This is a genomic window from Stenotrophomonas sp. K-6, assembly GCF_056861555.1.
Window position 1 is genome coordinate 1,036,242 of sequence record NZ_JBSPUC010000002.1, and the last position, 15,788, is coordinate 1,052,029.

The 15,788-nt window shown below is 61.9% G+C and carries 28 protein-coding genes; all 28 read right to left on the reverse strand.

All coding sequences use genetic code 11. The features are described from left to right. Positions 1–206 precede the first annotated feature (206 nt). On the reverse strand, positions 207–593 hold the full coding sequence (rplQ, locus tag AC13F7_RS10240; RefSeq protein ID WP_019186166.1) for a 50S ribosomal protein L17: 387 nt from the start codon (positions 591–593) through the stop codon (positions 207–209). Between the two features lie 201 nt (positions 594–794). After that, positions 795–1,793 carry a DNA-directed RNA polymerase subunit alpha gene (locus AC13F7_RS10245; protein WP_019186165.1) on the reverse strand — a complete coding sequence of 333 codons (999 nt, stop codon included), beginning with the start codon at positions 1,791–1,793 and terminating at the stop codon, positions 795–797. 54 nt (positions 1,794–1,847) lie between these two features. Continuing rightward, complete coding sequence (rpsD, locus tag AC13F7_RS10250; protein ID WP_019186164.1) at positions 1,848–2,477, reverse strand: 30S ribosomal protein S4; 630 nt, start codon at positions 2,475–2,477, stop codon at positions 1,848–1,850. A gap of 14 nt (positions 2,478–2,491) precedes the next feature. Then, complete coding sequence (gene rpsK / locus AC13F7_RS10255; protein WP_017355427.1) at positions 2,492–2,881, reverse strand: 30S ribosomal protein S11; 390 nt, start codon at positions 2,879–2,881, stop codon at positions 2,492–2,494. 12 nt (positions 2,882–2,893) lie between these two features. Further along, the gene (rpsM, locus tag AC13F7_RS10260) at positions 2,894–3,250 is read right to left on the reverse strand and encodes a 30S ribosomal protein S13 (RefSeq protein WP_017355426.1); all 357 of its coding nucleotides are present in this window, start codon (positions 3,248–3,250) and stop codon (positions 2,894–2,896) included. A gap of 345 nt (positions 3,251–3,595) precedes the next feature. Continuing rightward, on the reverse strand, positions 3,596–4,951 hold the full coding sequence (secY, locus tag AC13F7_RS10265; protein ID WP_019186162.1) for a preprotein translocase subunit SecY: 1,356 nt from the start codon (positions 4,949–4,951) through the stop codon (positions 3,596–3,598). 3 nt (positions 4,952–4,954) lie between these two features. Then, positions 4,955–5,398 (reverse strand): 50S ribosomal protein L15, encoded by a 444-nt coding sequence (gene rplO / locus AC13F7_RS10270; protein ID WP_019186161.1) that lies wholly within the window; start codon positions 5,396–5,398, stop codon positions 4,955–4,957. Positions 5,399–5,402: 4 nt separating this feature from the next. Next, positions 5,403–5,594, reverse strand: coding sequence for a 50S ribosomal protein L30 (rpmD, locus tag AC13F7_RS10275; RefSeq protein WP_019186160.1), 192 nt, complete (start codon positions 5,592–5,594; stop codon positions 5,403–5,405). Continuing rightward, positions 5,587–6,126, reverse strand: a complete 540-nt coding sequence (gene rpsE / locus AC13F7_RS10280) for a 30S ribosomal protein S5 (RefSeq protein ID WP_121042884.1) — start codon at positions 6,124–6,126, stop codon at positions 5,587–5,589. Before rpsE ends, rpmD begins: the two co-directional genes overlap by 8 nt. 158 nt (positions 6,127–6,284) lie before the next feature. After that, positions 6,285–6,638: a 50S ribosomal protein L18 gene (rplR, locus tag AC13F7_RS10285; RefSeq protein WP_121042882.1), complete on the reverse strand. Its 354-nt coding sequence runs from the start codon at positions 6,636–6,638 to the stop codon at positions 6,285–6,287. 32 nt (positions 6,639–6,670) lie between these two features. Beyond that, positions 6,671–7,198, reverse strand: a complete 528-nt coding sequence (gene rplF / locus AC13F7_RS10290; RefSeq protein ID WP_481470810.1) for a 50S ribosomal protein L6 — start codon at positions 7,196–7,198, stop codon at positions 6,671–6,673. An 18-nt stretch (positions 7,199–7,216) separates the two neighbouring features. Next, positions 7,217–7,615, reverse strand: a complete 399-nt coding sequence (gene rpsH, locus AC13F7_RS10295) for a 30S ribosomal protein S8 (protein ID WP_019186156.1) — start codon at positions 7,613–7,615, stop codon at positions 7,217–7,219. Between the two features lie 242 nt (positions 7,616–7,857). Continuing rightward, the gene (rpsN, locus tag AC13F7_RS10300) at positions 7,858–8,163 is read right to left on the reverse strand and encodes a 30S ribosomal protein S14 (protein WP_019186155.1); all 306 of its coding nucleotides are present in this window, start codon (positions 8,161–8,163) and stop codon (positions 7,858–7,860) included. Between the two features lie 18 nt (positions 8,164–8,181). Continuing rightward, positions 8,182–8,724 (reverse strand): 50S ribosomal protein L5, encoded by a 543-nt coding sequence (gene rplE / locus AC13F7_RS10305; protein WP_019186154.1) that lies wholly within the window; start codon positions 8,722–8,724, stop codon positions 8,182–8,184. Between the two features lie 11 nt (positions 8,725–8,735). Then, positions 8,736–9,053 carry a 50S ribosomal protein L24 gene (rplX, locus tag AC13F7_RS10310; RefSeq protein WP_017355416.1) on the reverse strand — a complete coding sequence of 106 codons (318 nt, stop codon included), beginning with the start codon at positions 9,051–9,053 and terminating at the stop codon, positions 8,736–8,738. A gap of 16 nt (positions 9,054–9,069) precedes the next feature. Beyond that, positions 9,070–9,438: a 50S ribosomal protein L14 gene (gene rplN / locus AC13F7_RS10315; RefSeq protein WP_017355415.1), complete on the reverse strand. Its 369-nt coding sequence runs from the start codon at positions 9,436–9,438 to the stop codon at positions 9,070–9,072. Between the two features lie 13 nt (positions 9,439–9,451). Further along, positions 9,452–9,721, reverse strand: coding sequence for a 30S ribosomal protein S17 (gene rpsQ / locus AC13F7_RS10320; protein ID WP_121042876.1), 270 nt, complete (start codon positions 9,719–9,721; stop codon positions 9,452–9,454). Between the two features lie 11 nt (positions 9,722–9,732). Further along, positions 9,733–9,918 carry a 50S ribosomal protein L29 gene (rpmC, locus tag AC13F7_RS10325; RefSeq protein ID WP_019186151.1) on the reverse strand — a complete coding sequence of 62 codons (186 nt, stop codon included), beginning with the start codon at positions 9,916–9,918 and terminating at the stop codon, positions 9,733–9,735. Beyond that, positions 9,918–10,331: a 50S ribosomal protein L16 gene (rplP, locus tag AC13F7_RS10330; protein WP_019186150.1), complete on the reverse strand. Its 414-nt coding sequence runs from the start codon at positions 10,329–10,331 to the stop codon at positions 9,918–9,920. Before rplP ends, rpmC begins: the two co-directional genes overlap by 1 nt. A gap of 5 nt (positions 10,332–10,336) precedes the next feature. After that, a complete protein-coding gene (gene rpsC, locus AC13F7_RS10335) occupies positions 10,337–11,071 on the reverse strand; it encodes a 30S ribosomal protein S3 (RefSeq protein WP_019186149.1) in 735 nt (244 codons plus the stop codon). Between the two features lie 17 nt (positions 11,072–11,088). Continuing rightward, positions 11,089–11,424, reverse strand: a complete 336-nt coding sequence (gene rplV, locus AC13F7_RS10340; protein WP_017355410.1) for a 50S ribosomal protein L22 — start codon at positions 11,422–11,424, stop codon at positions 11,089–11,091. Between the two features lie 12 nt (positions 11,425–11,436). Next, positions 11,437–11,706, reverse strand: a complete 270-nt coding sequence (gene rpsS, locus AC13F7_RS10345) for a 30S ribosomal protein S19 (protein ID WP_019186148.1) — start codon at positions 11,704–11,706, stop codon at positions 11,437–11,439. A gap of 6 nt (positions 11,707–11,712) precedes the next feature. Beyond that, positions 11,713–12,540, reverse strand: coding sequence for a 50S ribosomal protein L2 (gene rplB / locus AC13F7_RS10350; RefSeq protein ID WP_038690292.1), 828 nt, complete (start codon positions 12,538–12,540; stop codon positions 11,713–11,715). Positions 12,541–12,550: 10 nt separating this feature from the next. Further along, entirely contained in the window at positions 12,551–12,850 is a 300-nt protein-coding gene (gene rplW, locus AC13F7_RS10355) for a 50S ribosomal protein L23 (RefSeq protein ID WP_483000089.1), read from the reverse strand. Further along, a complete protein-coding gene (gene rplD, locus AC13F7_RS10360) occupies positions 12,847–13,452 on the reverse strand; it encodes a 50S ribosomal protein L4 (protein WP_019186146.1) in 606 nt (201 codons plus the stop codon). The genes rplW and rplD overlap by 4 nt, the downstream gene beginning before the upstream one ends. Positions 13,453–13,464: 12 nt before the next feature. Beyond that, positions 13,465–14,115 (reverse strand): 50S ribosomal protein L3, encoded by a 651-nt coding sequence (gene rplC / locus AC13F7_RS10365; protein WP_019186145.1) that lies wholly within the window; start codon positions 14,113–14,115, stop codon positions 13,465–13,467. Between the two features lie 11 nt (positions 14,116–14,126). Further along, complete coding sequence (gene rpsJ, locus AC13F7_RS10370; protein ID WP_010341589.1) at positions 14,127–14,438, reverse strand: 30S ribosomal protein S10; 312 nt, start codon at positions 14,436–14,438, stop codon at positions 14,127–14,129. A gap of 333 nt (positions 14,439–14,771) precedes the next feature. Then, positions 14,772–15,788, reverse strand: a 1,017-nt coding sequence (gene tuf, locus AC13F7_RS10375) for an elongation factor Tu (RefSeq protein ID WP_481470872.1), incomplete at its 5' end; no start/stop codon positions are given.

The following is a 15,788-nucleotide window of genomic DNA, read 5'->3' on the forward strand; positions in this document are numbered from 1 at the left end:
GCCCCGTGTTCTCCTCCCCCCGCCCCCCCCTCCTTTGCTCCTCGCGCGGCGCCCCCCCCCCCCCCCCCCCCCCCCCACGCCCCACCCTAACCCCGCAGCGCCATGCACTTGCCTTGGCCTTGGCTTTGGCCCTTATCAACCCGCAGAAACGGAAAAACCCGGCACAAGGCCGGGTTCTTCACCGAATAACGGGTGCAGCTCGAAGATTACTCTTCGACGGCTTCAGCCACAGCAGCCGGACGATCGACCAGCTCCACATAGGCCATCGGCGCATTGTCGCCAGCGCGGAAACCGCACTTCAGCAGACGCAGGTAGCCGCCCGGACGGTTCGCGTAACGCGGGCCCAGGGTGGTGAACAGATTGCCGACGGCTTCGTTGTCACGCAGGCGAGCGAACGCCAGACGACGGTTGGCAACCGAATCAACCTTGGCCAGGGTGATCAGCGGCTCGGCAACGCGGCGCAGTTCCTTGGCCTTCGGCAGGGTGGTCTTGATCAGCTCGTGCTTGAACAGCGACGCGGCCATGTTCTTGAACATTGCTTCGCGATGGGCGCTGGTGCGGTTGAACTTACGACCGGACTTCATATGACGCATGACGGTGATTCCTGAAATGAATGTTGGATCGGTTGGGTATCGCTGTCGCCATCCTGGCGTTGTTGCTTGGACTGCGGATGGTCCGGTGCCAGCCGTCCTGGCTGGCCGTCACCGCAGGCTATCGACCTGTCGGTGCGGGGTGTTGCCGGTGAAGCCCCCGCACCCGAAGGTGCGGGGTCAAGCATCTTGCGTAGCGCTGGATCAGCCGAGCATGCCGTGCTGGGCGACACCGGCCGGCGGCCAGTTCTCCAGCTTCATGCCAAGCGAAAGACCGCGCTGTGCGAGGACTTCCTTGATCTCGGTCAGCGACTTCTTGCCGAGGTTCGGGGTCTTGAGCAGCTCCACTTCGGTCTTCTGGATCAGATCGCCGATGTAATAGATGCTCTCTGCCTTCAGGCAGTTGGCCGAACGCACGGTCAGTTCCAGATCGTCGATCGGGCGCAGCAGCACCGGATCCACGCCGTTGTTGGCCGGCTTGGCTGCACCGCGGTCGCGGTGGGTGAAGTCACCGAAGACCGACAGCTGATCGCTGAGGATGTCGGCGGCAGTGCGCACGGCTTCCTCGGCATCGATCGTGCCGTTGGTTTCGATGTCCAGCACCAGCTTGTCCAGATCGGTACGCTGTTCAACGCGGGCCGCTTCCACCGAATAGGCGACGCGACGGACCGGCGAGAACGAGGCGTCCAGAACCAGACGGCCGATGGCACGGGTTTCTTCATCCGGACGACGACGAGCGGCGGCCGGCTGGTAGCCGAAACCACGCTCGATCTTCAAACGCATATTGATTGCCGTGTCCTTGGTCAGGTGGCAAATGATATGGTCGTTGTTGAGGACTTCGACGTTGTGGTCCAGCTTGATATCAGCAGCGGTCACAACACCCGGACCCTGCTTGGACAGCGACAACGTAGCGTTGTCACCGGTATGCATACGGATCGCCACGTCCTTCAGGTTGAGCAGGACTTCCAGCACGTCCTCCTGCAAGCCTTCGAGCGTGGTGTACTCGTGCAGTACGCCATCGATTTCGACTTCCGTGATGGCGAAGCCCGGGATGGACGACAGCAGCACGCGACGCAGGGCGTTGCCCAGCGTATGCCCGTAACCACGCTCCAAGGGTTCGATGACGACCTTGGCGCGGGTATCGGTAAGGCGTTCGATCTGCGGACCGCGAGGACGCAGAACCTGGTTGGCGGTAACCGTCATGTTGCGGGTTCTCCTGCGAACCTCCGGTGTGACCCGGAGGTTCTCCAATGTGAATTACTTCGAATACAACTCGACGATCAGCGCTTCGTTGATATCCGCAGGCAGGTCCGAACGATCCGGCACGGCCTTGAAGATGCCGGCGAACTTGCCGGAATCAACTTCAACCCACGACGGACGCAGGTCATGCGTAGCGGACACGGTCAGGGCTTCCTGAACGCGCAGCTGCTTGGCAGCCTTCTCGGACAGAGCGACGGCGTCGCCAGCCTTGACCTGGTACGAAGCCAGGTTGACCGACTTGCCGTTCACGGTGACACCGCGGTGCGAGACCAGCTGACGGGCAGCCGGACGGGTCACTGCGAAGCCCATGCGGTAAACGACGTTGTCAAGACGGGTTTCCAGCAACTGCAGCAGGTTCTCGCCGGTGTTGCCCTTCTTGGTCGAGGCCTTCTTGTAGTAGTTGCGGAACTGACGCTCCAGCAGACCGTAGATACGCTTGACCTTCTGCTTTTCACGCAGCTGGGTAGCGTAGTCGGACAGCTTGCCCTTACGGGCGGTGGCGCCGTGCTGGCCGGGCTTCTGCTCCAGCTTGCACTTGGAGTCCAGCGCGCGCGCCGGGCTCTTGAGGGAAAGGTCGGCGCCTTCGCGGCGGGCGAGCTTACAGGTAGGACCGATATAACGAGCCATTTCTTATCGCTCCTTTAGACGCGACGCTTCTTCGGCGGACGGCACCCGTTGTGCGGGATTGGCGTCACGTCGATGATGTTGGTGATCTTGTAGCCCACGTTGTTCAGCGAGCGCACGGCCGACTCACGACCCGGACCCGGGCCCTTGATGCGGACTTCCAGGGACTTGACGCCGTAGTCGAGCGCGGCACGGCCGGCCTTCTCGGCAGCCACCTGGGCAGCGAACGGGGTGGACTTACGCGAACCGCGGAAGCCAGCGCCACCGGAGGTCGCCCACGACAGAGCGTTGCCCTGACGGTCGGTGATGGTCACGATGGTGTTGTTGAAAGAAGCATGGACGTGGGCGACGCCGTCAGTGACGACGCGCTTGATCTTCTTCTTGGTCTTAGCGACGGGCTTAGCCATTTCTTAGGTCCCTTACTTCCTGATCGCCTTGCGCGGGCCCTTGCGGGTGCGGGCGTTGGTACGGGTGCGCTGGCCACGAAGCGGCAGACCGCGACGGTGACGCAGACCGCGGTAGCAGCCCAGATCCATCAGGCGCTTGATCGCGATACCGATTTCACGGCGCAGATCGCCTTCCACGATGTACTTGGCCACTTCCGAGCGCAGACGCTCGATTTCCGGCTCCGACAGATCGCGGATCTTGGTGGTCGAGGTCACGCCTGCGGCGTCGCAGACCTTCTTCGAACGGGTACGGCCGATGCCGTAAATGCTTTGCAACCCGACCCAGACGTGCTTCTGGGCTGGCAGGTTGACGCCTGCAATACGCGCCATGACGCGGTTCTCCAGCTGAGTGATGGCCGACAGCGCACCATGGGCGCGCCAATCCGGCAGGATGGATCAAAAAAGTGAACTAGCGATTCTATCAAGGTCTCGGTTTACTTGGAAGCCCGTGGAACCTTGAGGTTCCATGGACCCGGCGTGGGGAGTGTGCCCATGCTCCGGCGCCGGATGTCGTTGACTGCAGAGGTTGCCCTCGCCGCCGCCCGCGCTACTCCCGCGCAGGACCACCACATCACACCCCCACCCGAAACCGCTGCAGGGGCCGCCCTTCGATTTGGAAGGCCAGTCCGGGAACCGGAGGGCCTTCGCAACAAGAAGACTAGTGTAACAGGTCAATCAGCCGCGGGCAAAACCGCCGCGGTTGCCGCCCTTCAGGTTGGCCTTCTTCAACAGGCTCTCATACTGGTGCGACATCAGGTGCGCCTGGATCTGGGCGATGAAGTCCATCACCACCACCACCACGATCAGCAGCGAGGTGCCGCCGAAGTAGAACGAGGCGCCGAGCTGGGTGCGCAGGATTTCCGGCAGCAGACAGACGATCACCAGGTAGAGCGAACCGGCCGCCGTCAGACGGGTCAGCACGGCATCCACATAGTCCGCGGTGGCCTTGCCCGGACGGATGCCCGGAATCAGCGCGCCCGACTTCTTCAGGTTGTCGGCCGTTTCCTGCGAGTTGAACACCAGCGCGGTGTAGAAGAACGCGAAACCAGAGATCAGCGCAGCGAACACGATCATGTGCAGCGGCTCGCCCGGCCCGAGGGCGTTGGCGACCTTCTGCAGCCACGTGGCCGAACTGGCCTGGCCGGACCACATGGCCAGCGTCGTCGGGAATGCCAGGATGCTCGAGGCGAAGATGGCCGGGATCACGCCCGCCATGTTCAGCTTCAGCGGCAGGAACGAGGTCTGGTTCATGTACGCGTTGCGGCCACCCTGGCGACGTGCGTAGTTCACCGTGATGCGGCGTTGGCCGCGCTCGACGAACACCACGAAGTAGGTGAAGGCCAGCACCACCAGCACGATCAGCAGCAGGGCGATGAAGCTCATGTTGCCGTCGCGGTAGGCTTCCACGGTGTGGATGACCGCGCCCGGCAGACCGGCCACGATGCCGGCGAAGATGATCAGCGACACACCGTTGCCGATGCCGCGCTCGGTGACCTGCTCACCGACCCACATCAGGAAGATGGTACCGGCGGTCAGGGCGACGATGGCGGTGAGCACGAAGCCCATGCCCGGCGCGTAGACGACCGGAGCACCGCCCGGGGAGACCTGGTTCTGCAGCGCCAGCGCGATGCTGCCGCCCTGCACCACCGCCAGCAACACGGCGCCGATGCGGGAATATTGGGTGATCTTGCGACGACCCGACTCACCTTCCTTCTGCATCGACTTCAATGCCGGGAAGATGTGGACCGCCAGCTGCATCACGATGGATGCCGAAATGTACGGCATCACGTTCAGCGCGAAAATGCTGAAACGGTGCAGGGCGCCGCCCGAGAACATGTTGAACATGTCCACGATGCCGCCGCCCTGCGCCTGCATGAGCGCAAGCATGGCATCGGGATTGACCCCAGGCACCGGCACATAACAGCCGATGCGGTAGACGATCAATGCCCCGATGACGAACAGCAGGCGCTGGCGGAGTTCCGTGAACTTGCCGAGCCCGCCGCCGAGGTTACCAATGCCAGCTTGCGCCATGTCTTACTCCTGTACGCTGCCGCCGGCAGCTTCGATCGCGGCCTTGGCACTGGCCGTTGCAGCGACGCCCTTCAGGGTGAAGGCCTTGGTCAGGTCACCCTTCATGACGATCTTGGCACGCTTGGCGGTGCTCGGGACCAGCTTGGCAGCGCGCAGCGCGGCAAAGTCGATCTCGCCAGCTTCCAGACGCTCAAGCTGGTAGGACAGCACTTCAGCAGTGTCCTTGGCGATCTTGGAACGGAAACCGACCTTCGGCAGACGACGCTGCATGGGGGTCTGGCCGCCTTCGAAGCCTGCCTTGATCTTGCCGCCACCCTTACGGGCGAACGAACCCTTGTGGCCGCGGCCGCAGGTCTTGCCCAGGCCGGAGCCGATACCACGACCGACGCGGGTACGCTCTTTACGAGCGCCCGGTGCCGGGCTCAATTCATTCAGATGCATGGTCATTGGATTATTCCTCAACCTTGACGAGGTAGTGGACCTTGTTGATCAGACCGCGAACCTGCGGGCTGTCCTTCAGTTCACGCACATCGTTGAGCTTGTTCAGGCCCAGGGCACGCACCGACAGGCGGTGACGCGACTGGGTGCCACGCAGGCCAGCCACCAGGCGGACCTTGACGGTCTTGACGGTTTCATTAGCCATGGTTGAGATCCTCCACCTTCTTGCCGCGCTTGGCCGCGATGCGGGCCGGCGACTGCATTTCGCTCAGACCCTTCAGCGTGGCGCGAACCAGGTTGATCGGGTTACGCGAACCGACCGCCTTGGCCAGCACGTTCTTGACGCCAACGGCTTCCAGGACGGCGCGCATGGCACCACCGGCGATCACACCGGTACCTTCGGAGGCCGGCATCATGAACACGCGAGCTGCGCCGTGGCCGGACTTCACCGGGTGCCACAACGTGCCGTTGTTCAGATCGACATTGGCCAGGTTCTTGCGAGCCTGCTCCATCGACTTCTGGATGGCCACCGGCACTTCACGCGCCTTGCCGTAACCGAAACCGACCTTGCCTGCGCCGTCACCGACCACGGTCAGTGCGGTGAAGGTGAACTGACGACCGCCCTTGACGGTCTTGCTGACGCGGTTGACCGCGACCAGCTTCTCGATCATGCCGTCGTCGACTTTCTCTTCGCGGCGATCGCGATCGCGACCCCGCTGCTGACGTTCTTCTGCCATGTTGATTCCTTGATTGATTGAGTATGTACGGCTCAGGGCCGCTTATAGCTGTGAGATGGAGCGGTGATTCGAGCGCCCCTGCAGAAGAAGGACGTCGCCCGGCGCAACCCGCGCCGGCAGGCAGGCGGAAGCGGGGACCAGCCCCGCTTCCTTATCCCTTAGAACTGCAGGCCGCCTTCGCGGGCTGCATCAGCCAGTGCCTTGATGCGGCCGTGGTAGCGGTAGCCCGAGCGGTCGAAAGCGACCTTCTCGATGCCCGCAGCCTTGGCGCGCTCGGCGACCAGCTTCCCGACCTTGGTGGCGGCGTCGCTGTTCTTGCCGTTCTTCAGGCCTTCCTTGACGTCGGCCTGGGTGGTGTTGGCCGAAGCCAGCACCTTGGAGCCATCGGCGGTGAAGACCTGGGCGTACAGGTGCTGGCCGGTGCGCAGCACCGACAGGCGCGGCACGCCGAGCACACGGATGTGTGCACGGGTCGACTTGGCACGACGCAGACGAGCGATGTTCTTGTTCATGATCTTTTTCCTTGGAAAGCTGAGGGCCTGAATTAGGCCTTCTTGGCTTCCTTACGAATGATGACTTCGCCGGCGTACTTCACACCCTTGCCCTTGTAGGGCTCCGGCGGACGGAAGCCACGGATCTTGGCGGCAACTTCGCCAACGCGCTGCTTGTCGGTGCCCTGGACCAGCACTTCGGTCTGGGTCGGGGTCGAGAGGGTGATGCCTTCCGGCGCCACGAACAGGACCGGATGCGAGAACCCGAGCGACAGGTTCAGATCCTTGCCCTGCATGGCGGCACGGTAACCGACGCCGACCAGCTCGAGCTTGCGCTCGAAGCCTTCGGTGACGCCCTTGACCATGTTGGCCAGGATGGCGCGCACGGTGCCGGTGAGGGCGACCAGCGAGGCATCATTGGCGGCCAGGGTGGCAACGCCGTTGTCGACAGTGATTTCAACGCCAGCAACCTTGACAAGCGACAGGGTGCCCTTCGGGCCCTTCACGCTGACGGATTCCGGCTGGATGTTCAGTTCAACGCCCTTGGGCAGGTTGACTGGCTTCTTGGCTACGCGGGACATAGTTGGTTCCTTCTCGCCTTAGGCCACGAAGCACAGGACTTCGCCGCCGACGCCCAACTGGCGCGCCTGCGCATCAGTCATGATGCCCTTGGAGGTGGAGATGATGGAGATACCCAGGCCGTTGAGGACCTTCGGCAGCTCGGACTTGCCACGGTACTGGCGCAGACCCGAACGCGAGAAGCGCTTCAGGGTCTCGATGACCGGCTTGCCCTCGAAATACTTCAGGACGATTTCAAGCTCGGCCTTGTTGTTCTCGATCTTGGTCACGCGCAGATCGGTGATGTAGCCTTCGGCCTTCAACACCTCTGCGATTGCCACCTTGATCTTGGAGGACGGTGCTTTCACCGTCTGCTTGCCAACCGCGGCCGCATTCTTGATGCGTACCAGCAGGTCGGCGATGGGATCAGTCATGCTCATAGTCGATACCTTTGAGTGCACCGATATCCGCTTTCGCGAAAATCTTGTGTCTACCTGGAATGGGCCAGGGCCCGTCTTCACACACTGCTCACGCCTTGCGGGCGAGCAAGACGCGGGAGTATACGGCAAAAAGAGCCCGACTTGCGTCGGGCTCCCTTAATCCGGGATCAGAGCCGGAAAACCGGCTCCTCCCCCCCTGCCCTGCACCGTGAAGGCGCTGGACAGTTGAAGGGACGAATCCCTTACCAGCTGGCCTTGCGCAGGCCCGGCACGTCACCACGCATGGTGGCTTCACGCAGCTTGTTACGGCCCAGGCCGAACTTGCTGTACACGCCACGCGGGCGGCCCGAGAGCTCGCAACGGTTGCGGTGACGGCTCGGCGACGAGTCGCGCGGCAGCTTCTGCAGCTTGATGACGGCCTCGGCCTTTTCGTCGTACGACGCGGTCGTGCTGGAGATGATCTTCTTCAGCTCTTCACGCTTGCCGGCGTACTTGACGGCCAGCTTCGCACGCTTGAGGTCGCGGTTGACCATGGAGGTCTTTGCCATTTCGGATTCCTCGACGTATCAGTTACGGAACGGGAACTTGAACGCTGCGAGCAGCGCCTTCGCTTCCGCATCGGTCTTGGCGGTGGTGGTGATGGCGATATCCATGCCGCGGATCGCGTCGACAGCGTCGAAGTCGATTTCCGGGAAGATGATCTGTTCCTTCACACCCATGTTGAAGTTGCCACGACCGTCGAAGGAACGACCCGAGACACCACGGAAGTCGCGCACGCGCGGCAACGAGATGTTGATCAGACGGTCCATGAACTCGTACATCTTTTCACGACGCAGCGTGGTCTTGCAGCCGATCGGCCAACCATCGCGGATCTTGAACGATGCCACCGAGACGCGGGACTTGGTCACGATCGGCTTCTGACCGGAGACCTTGGCCATATCGGCGACGGCATTTTCCAGGATCTTCTTGTTCGTGGCTGCTTCGCCGACACCCATGTTCAGGGTGACCTTGACCAGCTTCGGAACCTGCATCGGATTGGTGTAGCCGAACTGCTTCATCAGCGCCGGCACCACTTCTTCCTTGTAAAACTTTTCGAGACGGGAATTCATCTGCACATTCCTCAGGCGTCGAGCGCCTCACCGCTGGAGCGGAACACACGCAGTTTGCGTCCATCCTCCAGCACCTTGAAGCCAACGCGCTCGCCCTTGCCCGAAGCCGGGTTCAGCACATTCACGTTGGAGATATGGATCGACGCTTCACGCTCGACCACGCCGCCGGCAACGCCTGCCTGCGGGTTCGGCTTGGTGTGGCGCTTGACGATGTTCACGTTGGCGACGATCACACGATCGCCGTCGACGCGGACGACTTCGCCCTGCTTGCCCTTGTCCTTGCCGGTGTTGACGACAACCTGGTCGCCCTTCTTGATACGGTTAGCCATGATTATCTCCTGTCGCTCACAGCACTTCGGGAGCGAGCGAGACGATCTTCATGAACTTCTCGGAACGAAGTTCACGCGTCACCGGTCCGAAGATGCGGGTACCGATCGGCTCTTGCTTGTTGTTGAGCAGGACCGCGGCGTTGGCATCGAAACGGATCAGCGAACCGTCGGCGCGACGCACACCCTTGCGGGTACGCACCACGACGGCGTCGAACACTTCACCCTTCTTGACCTTGCCGCGCGGGATTGCATCCTTCACGGTGACCTTGATGATGTCGCCAATGTGCGCGTAGCGGCGCTTGGAGCCGCCGAGCACCTTGATGCACATCACTTCCTTGGCACCGGAATTGTCCGCGACTTCGAGGTAGCTCTGCATCTGGATCATGAGTCAGATCTCCTTATTGAACCGCACGCGTGATGACTTCCACCACGCGCCAGTTCTTGGTCTTGGACATCGGAGCAATCTCGGTCACACGAACGACATCACCTTCGTTGCAGGTGTTGTCGGCGTCGTGTGCGTGCAGCTTGGTCGAACGCTTGATGTACTTGCCGTACAGGGCGTGCTTGACCAGGCGCTCCACCAACACGGTGACCGTCTTGTCCATCTTGTTGCTGACGACACGGCCTTCGACCGTGCGCAGCGTCTTGCTGTCGTTGTTATCGCTCATCGCGGCCATCCTTACTTGGTGCTGCCGAGCAGGGTCTTGACGCGAGCGATCTCGCGGCGAACCCGGCGGGTTTCGTGGGTCTTCGGCAGCTGGCCAGTGACCTGCTGCATACGGAGCGAGAACTGCTCCTTACGCAGGTCGATCAGGTGGCTCTTCAGGTCGTCAGCCGACTTTTCGCGAAGTTGTTTGATATCCATCAGAGCACCGTCCGGGTCACGAAAGTGGTGGTCACGGAGAGCTTGGCGGCAGCCAGGCGGAACGCCTCACGTGCCACGTCTTCTGCGACGCCTTCGATTTCATAGATCATGCGGCCGGGCTGGATCTGGGCTACCCAGTACTCCACGTTGCCCTTACCAGAACCCATTCGGACTTCGATGGGCTTCTTGGTGATCGGCTTGTCGGGGAACACTCGGATCCACATCTTGCCGCCGCGCTTGACGTAGCGGCTGATCGAGCGGCGGGCCGCTTCGATCTGACGCGCGGTCAGCTGACCATGAGCGGTTGCCTTCAGGCCGTATTCGCCGAAGCTGACAGCGTTGCCGCTCCAGCTCAGACCATCGTTACGGCCCTTGTGTACCTTGCGGTATTTGGTTCGCTTGGGTTGCAACATTGTCGTTACCTCGCTTCACGAGCCGGGCGCGACGGACGGTCACCGCGGTCGCCGCGATCGTTACGATCGTTGCGCGGGGAGTCGTCCTGCTTTTCCTGGCCAACCTGGGAGAAATCGAAGACTTCGCCCTTGTAGATCCAGACCTTGATGCCGATGATGCCGTAGGTCGTCTTGGCTTCAGCGAAACCATAGTCGATGTCGGCACGCAGCGTATGCAGCGGCACGCGGCCTTCGCGGTACCACTCCGAACGGGCGATTTCCGCGCCGTTCAAGCGGCCACCGACGTTGACCTTGATGCCCAGGGCACCGAGGCGCATCGCGTTGCCGACCGAACGCTTCATCGCGCGGCGGAACATGATGCGACGCTCCAGCTGCTGCGCGATCGACTCGGCAACCAGCTGTGCGTCCAGCTCGGGTTTACGCACTTCGGTGACGTTGATGTGCGCCGGGACGCCCATCATTTCGCTCACTTCCTTGCGCAGCTTCTCGATGTCCTCACCGCGCTTGCCGATCACCACGCCCGGACGGGCGGTGTGGATCGTCACGCGAGCGGTCTTTGCCGGACGCTCGATCAGGATCTTGCTGATGCCGGCCTGCGCAAGCTTCTTGCGCAGCATGTCCCGCACCTTCAGGTCGGCTGCCAGATAACCAGCGAACTCGGCCTTGTTGGCGTACCACTTGGAGTTCCAGTCCTTGGAAATGCCGAGGCGGATACCAATCGGATGAACTTTATGACCCATGGTGTTTTCCTTTCCGCTTACTTGCCGGCGCCCACAACCACAGTGATGTGGCTGGTGCGCTTGAGGATGCGGGTGCCGCGGCCTTTCGCCCGCGCCATGAAACGCTTCAGGGTCGGACCTTCATCTACCATGATGGTCTGTACCTTCAGCTCGTCGACGTCGGCGCCCTGGTTGTTCTCGGCATTTGCAATAGCCGACTCCACCACCTTCTTGATCAGGTGGGCAGCCTTCTTGTCCGAGAACTTCAGCAGGTTGACCGCACGCTCGGCCGGCAGGCCGCGCACCTGGTCAGCGACCAGGCGGGCTTTCTGCGCAGAGATGCGCGCGGAGCGCAGGATTGCTTTCGCTTCCATTGTCATCTCTCCTTACTTGCCGGACTTCTTGTCACCACCGTGACCCTTGAAGGTCCGGGTGATGGCAAATTCGCCAAGCTTGTGGCCGACCATGTTCTCGTTGACGAGCACCGGAACGTGGTTCTTACCGTTATGAACGGCGATGGTGACGCCTACCATTTCCGGCAGGATCATCGAACGGCGCGACCAGGTTTTGATCGGCTTCTTGCTACCCGCAGCGGCTTCCACCTTCTTGATGAGGTGGTGATCGACAAACGGGCCCTTCTTGAGTGAACGTGCCATGGTCGATTAGCCCCTACGATCGCGGACGATGAATTGCTGGGTGCGCTTGTTCTTGCGCGTCTTGTAACCCTTGGTCGGGACACCCCACGGGGTGACCGGATGCGGGTTGCCCTGGCCGGCCTTCGCCTCACCACCGCCGTGCGGATGGTCAACCGGGTTCATGGCAGCACCACGAACGGTCGGGCGGACACCACGCCAGCGCTTGGCGCCAGCCTTGCCCAGCTTTTCCAGGTTGTGTTCGTCGTTACCGACTTCACCGATGGTGGCGCGGCACTCGACCGGCACCTTACGCATTTCACCCGAGCGCAGGCGCAGGGTGGCGTAGATACCTTCACGAGCGACGAGCTGCACGGCAGCGCCGGCGGCACGCGCGATCTGAGCACCCTTGCCCGGCTTCAGTTCGATGCCGTGGACAGTGGTACCGACCGGGATGTTGCGCAGCGGCAGCGTGTTACCGGTCTTGATCGGCGCATCCGAACCCGCGATCACCTGGTCACCGGCCTTCAGGCCCTTCGGTGCGATGATGTAGCGGCGTTCGCCGTCGACGTAGCACAGCAGGGCGATATGGGCGGTGCGGTTCGGATCGTATTCGATGCGTTCCACGCGCGCCGGAATGCCTTCCTTGTTGCGCTTGAAGTCGATGACACGGTAGTGCTGCTTGTGACCACCGCCCACGTGACGGGTGGTGATGCGGCCGTGGTGGTTACGACCACCGGACTTGCTCTGCGGCTCCAGCAGCGCAGCATGCGGCGCGCCTTTGTGCAGATCGGGCGTGACCACGCGCACGGCCGAACGGCGGCCGGGAGAAGTGGGTTTGAATTTCATCAATGGCATGGGATGGACCTCAGGCCTTGGCCGTTACATCGATGGACTGGCCATCGGCGAGACGCACGTACGCCTTGCGCCAATCGCCGCGGCGGCCGGTGCGGTTACGGAAGGACTTGTTCTTGCCCTTCACGTTCAGCACGTTGACCGACTCGACCTTGACGTCGAACAGCTGCTCGACCGCGGCCTTTACATCGGCCCTGGTGGCTTCGTTCGAAACTTCGAAGACATACTGGTTGGAATGTTCCTGCAGGCGCGCGGTCTTTTCGGAGACTCGCGGAGCGCGCAGCACGCTGAAGACTTTTTCGTTGCTGCTCATGCCAGCCACTCCTCGACCTTCTTGACCGCATCAGCGGTGATGACGACCGTGTCGGCACCGACCAGCGACACCGGGTCCAGACCCTGCACGTCACGCACTTCCACGTAGGGAATGTTGCGGGCCGACAGGTACAGGTGCTCGGAAGCATCTTCGGTGACGATCAGCGGACGCTTGCCCACTTCCAGGCCGGCCAGCTTGGCGATCAACGACTTGGTGTTGGTCGCTTCGACATCGAAGGACTCCACGATCGTCAGACGGCCCTGGCGGTTCAGCTCGGACAGGATCGCGCACATGGCTGCACGGTACTGCTTACGGTTGACCTTCTGCTCGAAGCTGCGCGGCTTGGCCGCGAAGGTAACACCGCCGCCGATGAAGATCGGAGCCGTCAGTGCGCCATGACGCGCGCCGCCGCCCTTCTGCTTCTTCGACTTCTTGGTGGTACCAGCCACTTCAGAGCGAGTCTTCTGTGCCTTGGTGCCGGCGCGACCGGCGTTGCGGTAAGCAACGACGACCTGGTGAACCAGATCTTCGCTGAAATCGCGACCGAACACGGCATCGGAGACCGAGACCTTGTTGTTGCTACCCGTGATAACGAGTTCCATCGTCATCTCTCCTTATGCCTTGCTAGCCGGACGAACGATCACGTCACCACCCGCTGCGCCCGGAACGGCACCACGGATCGCGATCAGACCACGCTCGACATCGACCTTCACCACTTCAAGGTTCTGGGTGCTCTGCTGCACCGAACCCATGTGGCCGGACATCTTCTTACCCGGGAAAACGCGACCCGGGGTCTGGCGCTGGCCCAAGGAACCCGGCGCGCGATGCGACAGCGAGTTACCGTGGGTTGCATCGCCCATACGGAAGTTGTAGCGCTTGATGGTGCCCTGGAAGCCCTTACCCTTGGTGACACCCTGGACGTCGACCTTCTGGCCAACTTCAAAGATGTCCGCCTTGACTTCGCCGCCGACGGCGAAATCGCCGAGCTGCGCGTCTTCAACGCGGAATTCCCACAGGCCACGGCCCGCGTCGACCTTCGCCTTGGCGAAGTGACCGGCTTCCGGCTTGTTGACCAGGGCAGCGCGACGCGCGCCGACGGTCACCTGCACGGCGCTGTAGCCGTCAGCTTCGACGGTCTTGATCTGCGCGATGCGGTTCGGGGTAGCTTCAATCAGGGTTACCGGGATGGCCTGGCCATCTTCGGTGAACACGCGGCTCATGCCAGCCTTGCGGCCCACGAAGCCCAACGAATATTTCTTCGTCATGGTCGTAGTCCTCAGGTCAGCTTGATCTGAACGTCGACGCCGGCAGCCAGTTCGAGCTTCATCAGCGCGTCCACGGTCTTGTCGTTCGGGTCAACGATATCGAGCACGCGCTTATGCGTGCGGGTCTCGTACTGGTCACGCGCGTCTTTGTCGACGTGCGGGGAGACGAGAATGGTGTAACGCTCGATCTTGGTCGGCAGGGGGATCGGGCCACGCACTTGCGCGCCGGTCCGCTTTGCCGTTTCTACGATCTCGCTGGCCGAACGGTCGATCAAACGATGATCGAACGCCTTCAGCCGAATCCGGATCTTTTGGTCCGCCATGACGGTGGGTTCCTTCGTTAAAAGAGCGACGGACAAGGCCTCTGGGTTGCCTTGTCCCATGAATATCCTGAATGCAGACGCCGCACATTCCTGCGCGGCGACAAGATCTTTCCATAGACCTCAAAAATCGAGGCAGACCGGTCTCCCGATCTGCCCAGACAAAAAGTATAGCGCGCATACAAGTTGGCAGTCAACAGAAAACCTATTGACAAAGCCTGAATGGCGCGACCCTTCCTGGTCTGGGGAACACGAGGAGCATCCTGCGCCTCTTTTCCCGTTTGGTTACGCCCCGATGCCCTACCCAGGCAACATCGGGGCGCAGATTCTAGCAGATTACGCGATGATCTTGGAGACCACGCCGGCGCCGACGGTACGGCCGCCTTCGCGGATCGCGAAGCGCAGGCCTTCATCCATGGCGACCGGGTTGATCAGGGTGACAACCATCTTCACGTTGTCGCCCGGCATCACCATTTCCACACCTTCCGGCAGTTCGCAAGCGCCGGTGATGTCGGTGGTACGGAAGTAGAACTGCGGACGGTAGCCCTTGAAGAACGGGGTGTGACGGCCACCTTCGTCCTTGGACAGCACGTACACTTCGGCGTCGAAGGTGGTGTGCGGCTTGATCGAACCCGGCTTGGCCAGGACCTGGCCACGCTCGACGTCGTCACGCTTGGTGCCGCGCAGCAGCAGACCGGCGTTGTCGCCTGCCTGACCCTGGTCGAGCAGCTTGCGGAACATTTCCACGCCGGTGACGGTGGTCTTCTGGACCGGACGGATACCGACGATTTCGATTTCTTCGCCGACCTTGATCACGCCGCGCTCGATACGACCGGTCACGACGGTGCCGCGGCCCGAGATCGAGAACACGTCTTCGACCGGCATCAGGAAGGGCTTGTCGATGTCACGTTCCGGGGTCGGGATCCAGCTGTCGAGAGCCTCGACCAGCTTGATCACGGCCGGCACGCCGATGTCGCTCTGGTCGCCTTCCAGCGCCAGACGGGCCGAGCCCGCGATGATCGGGGTGTCGTCGCCCGGGAAGTCGTACTTGCTCAGCAGCTCGCGGACTTCCATCTCGACCAGTTCCAGCAGCTCGGCGTCATCGACCATGTCTGCCTTGTTCAGGAAGACGACGATGTACGGCACGCCGACCTGACGCGACAGCAGGATGTGCTCGCGGGTCTGCGGCATCGGGCCGTCAGCAGCCGAACAGACCAGGATCGCGCCGTCCATCTGGGCAGCACCGGTGATCATGTTCTTGACGTAGTCAGCATGGCCCGGGCAATCGACGTGGGCGTAATGACGTTCGGTGGATTCGTATTCGACGTGCGCGGTCGAGATCGTGATGCCACG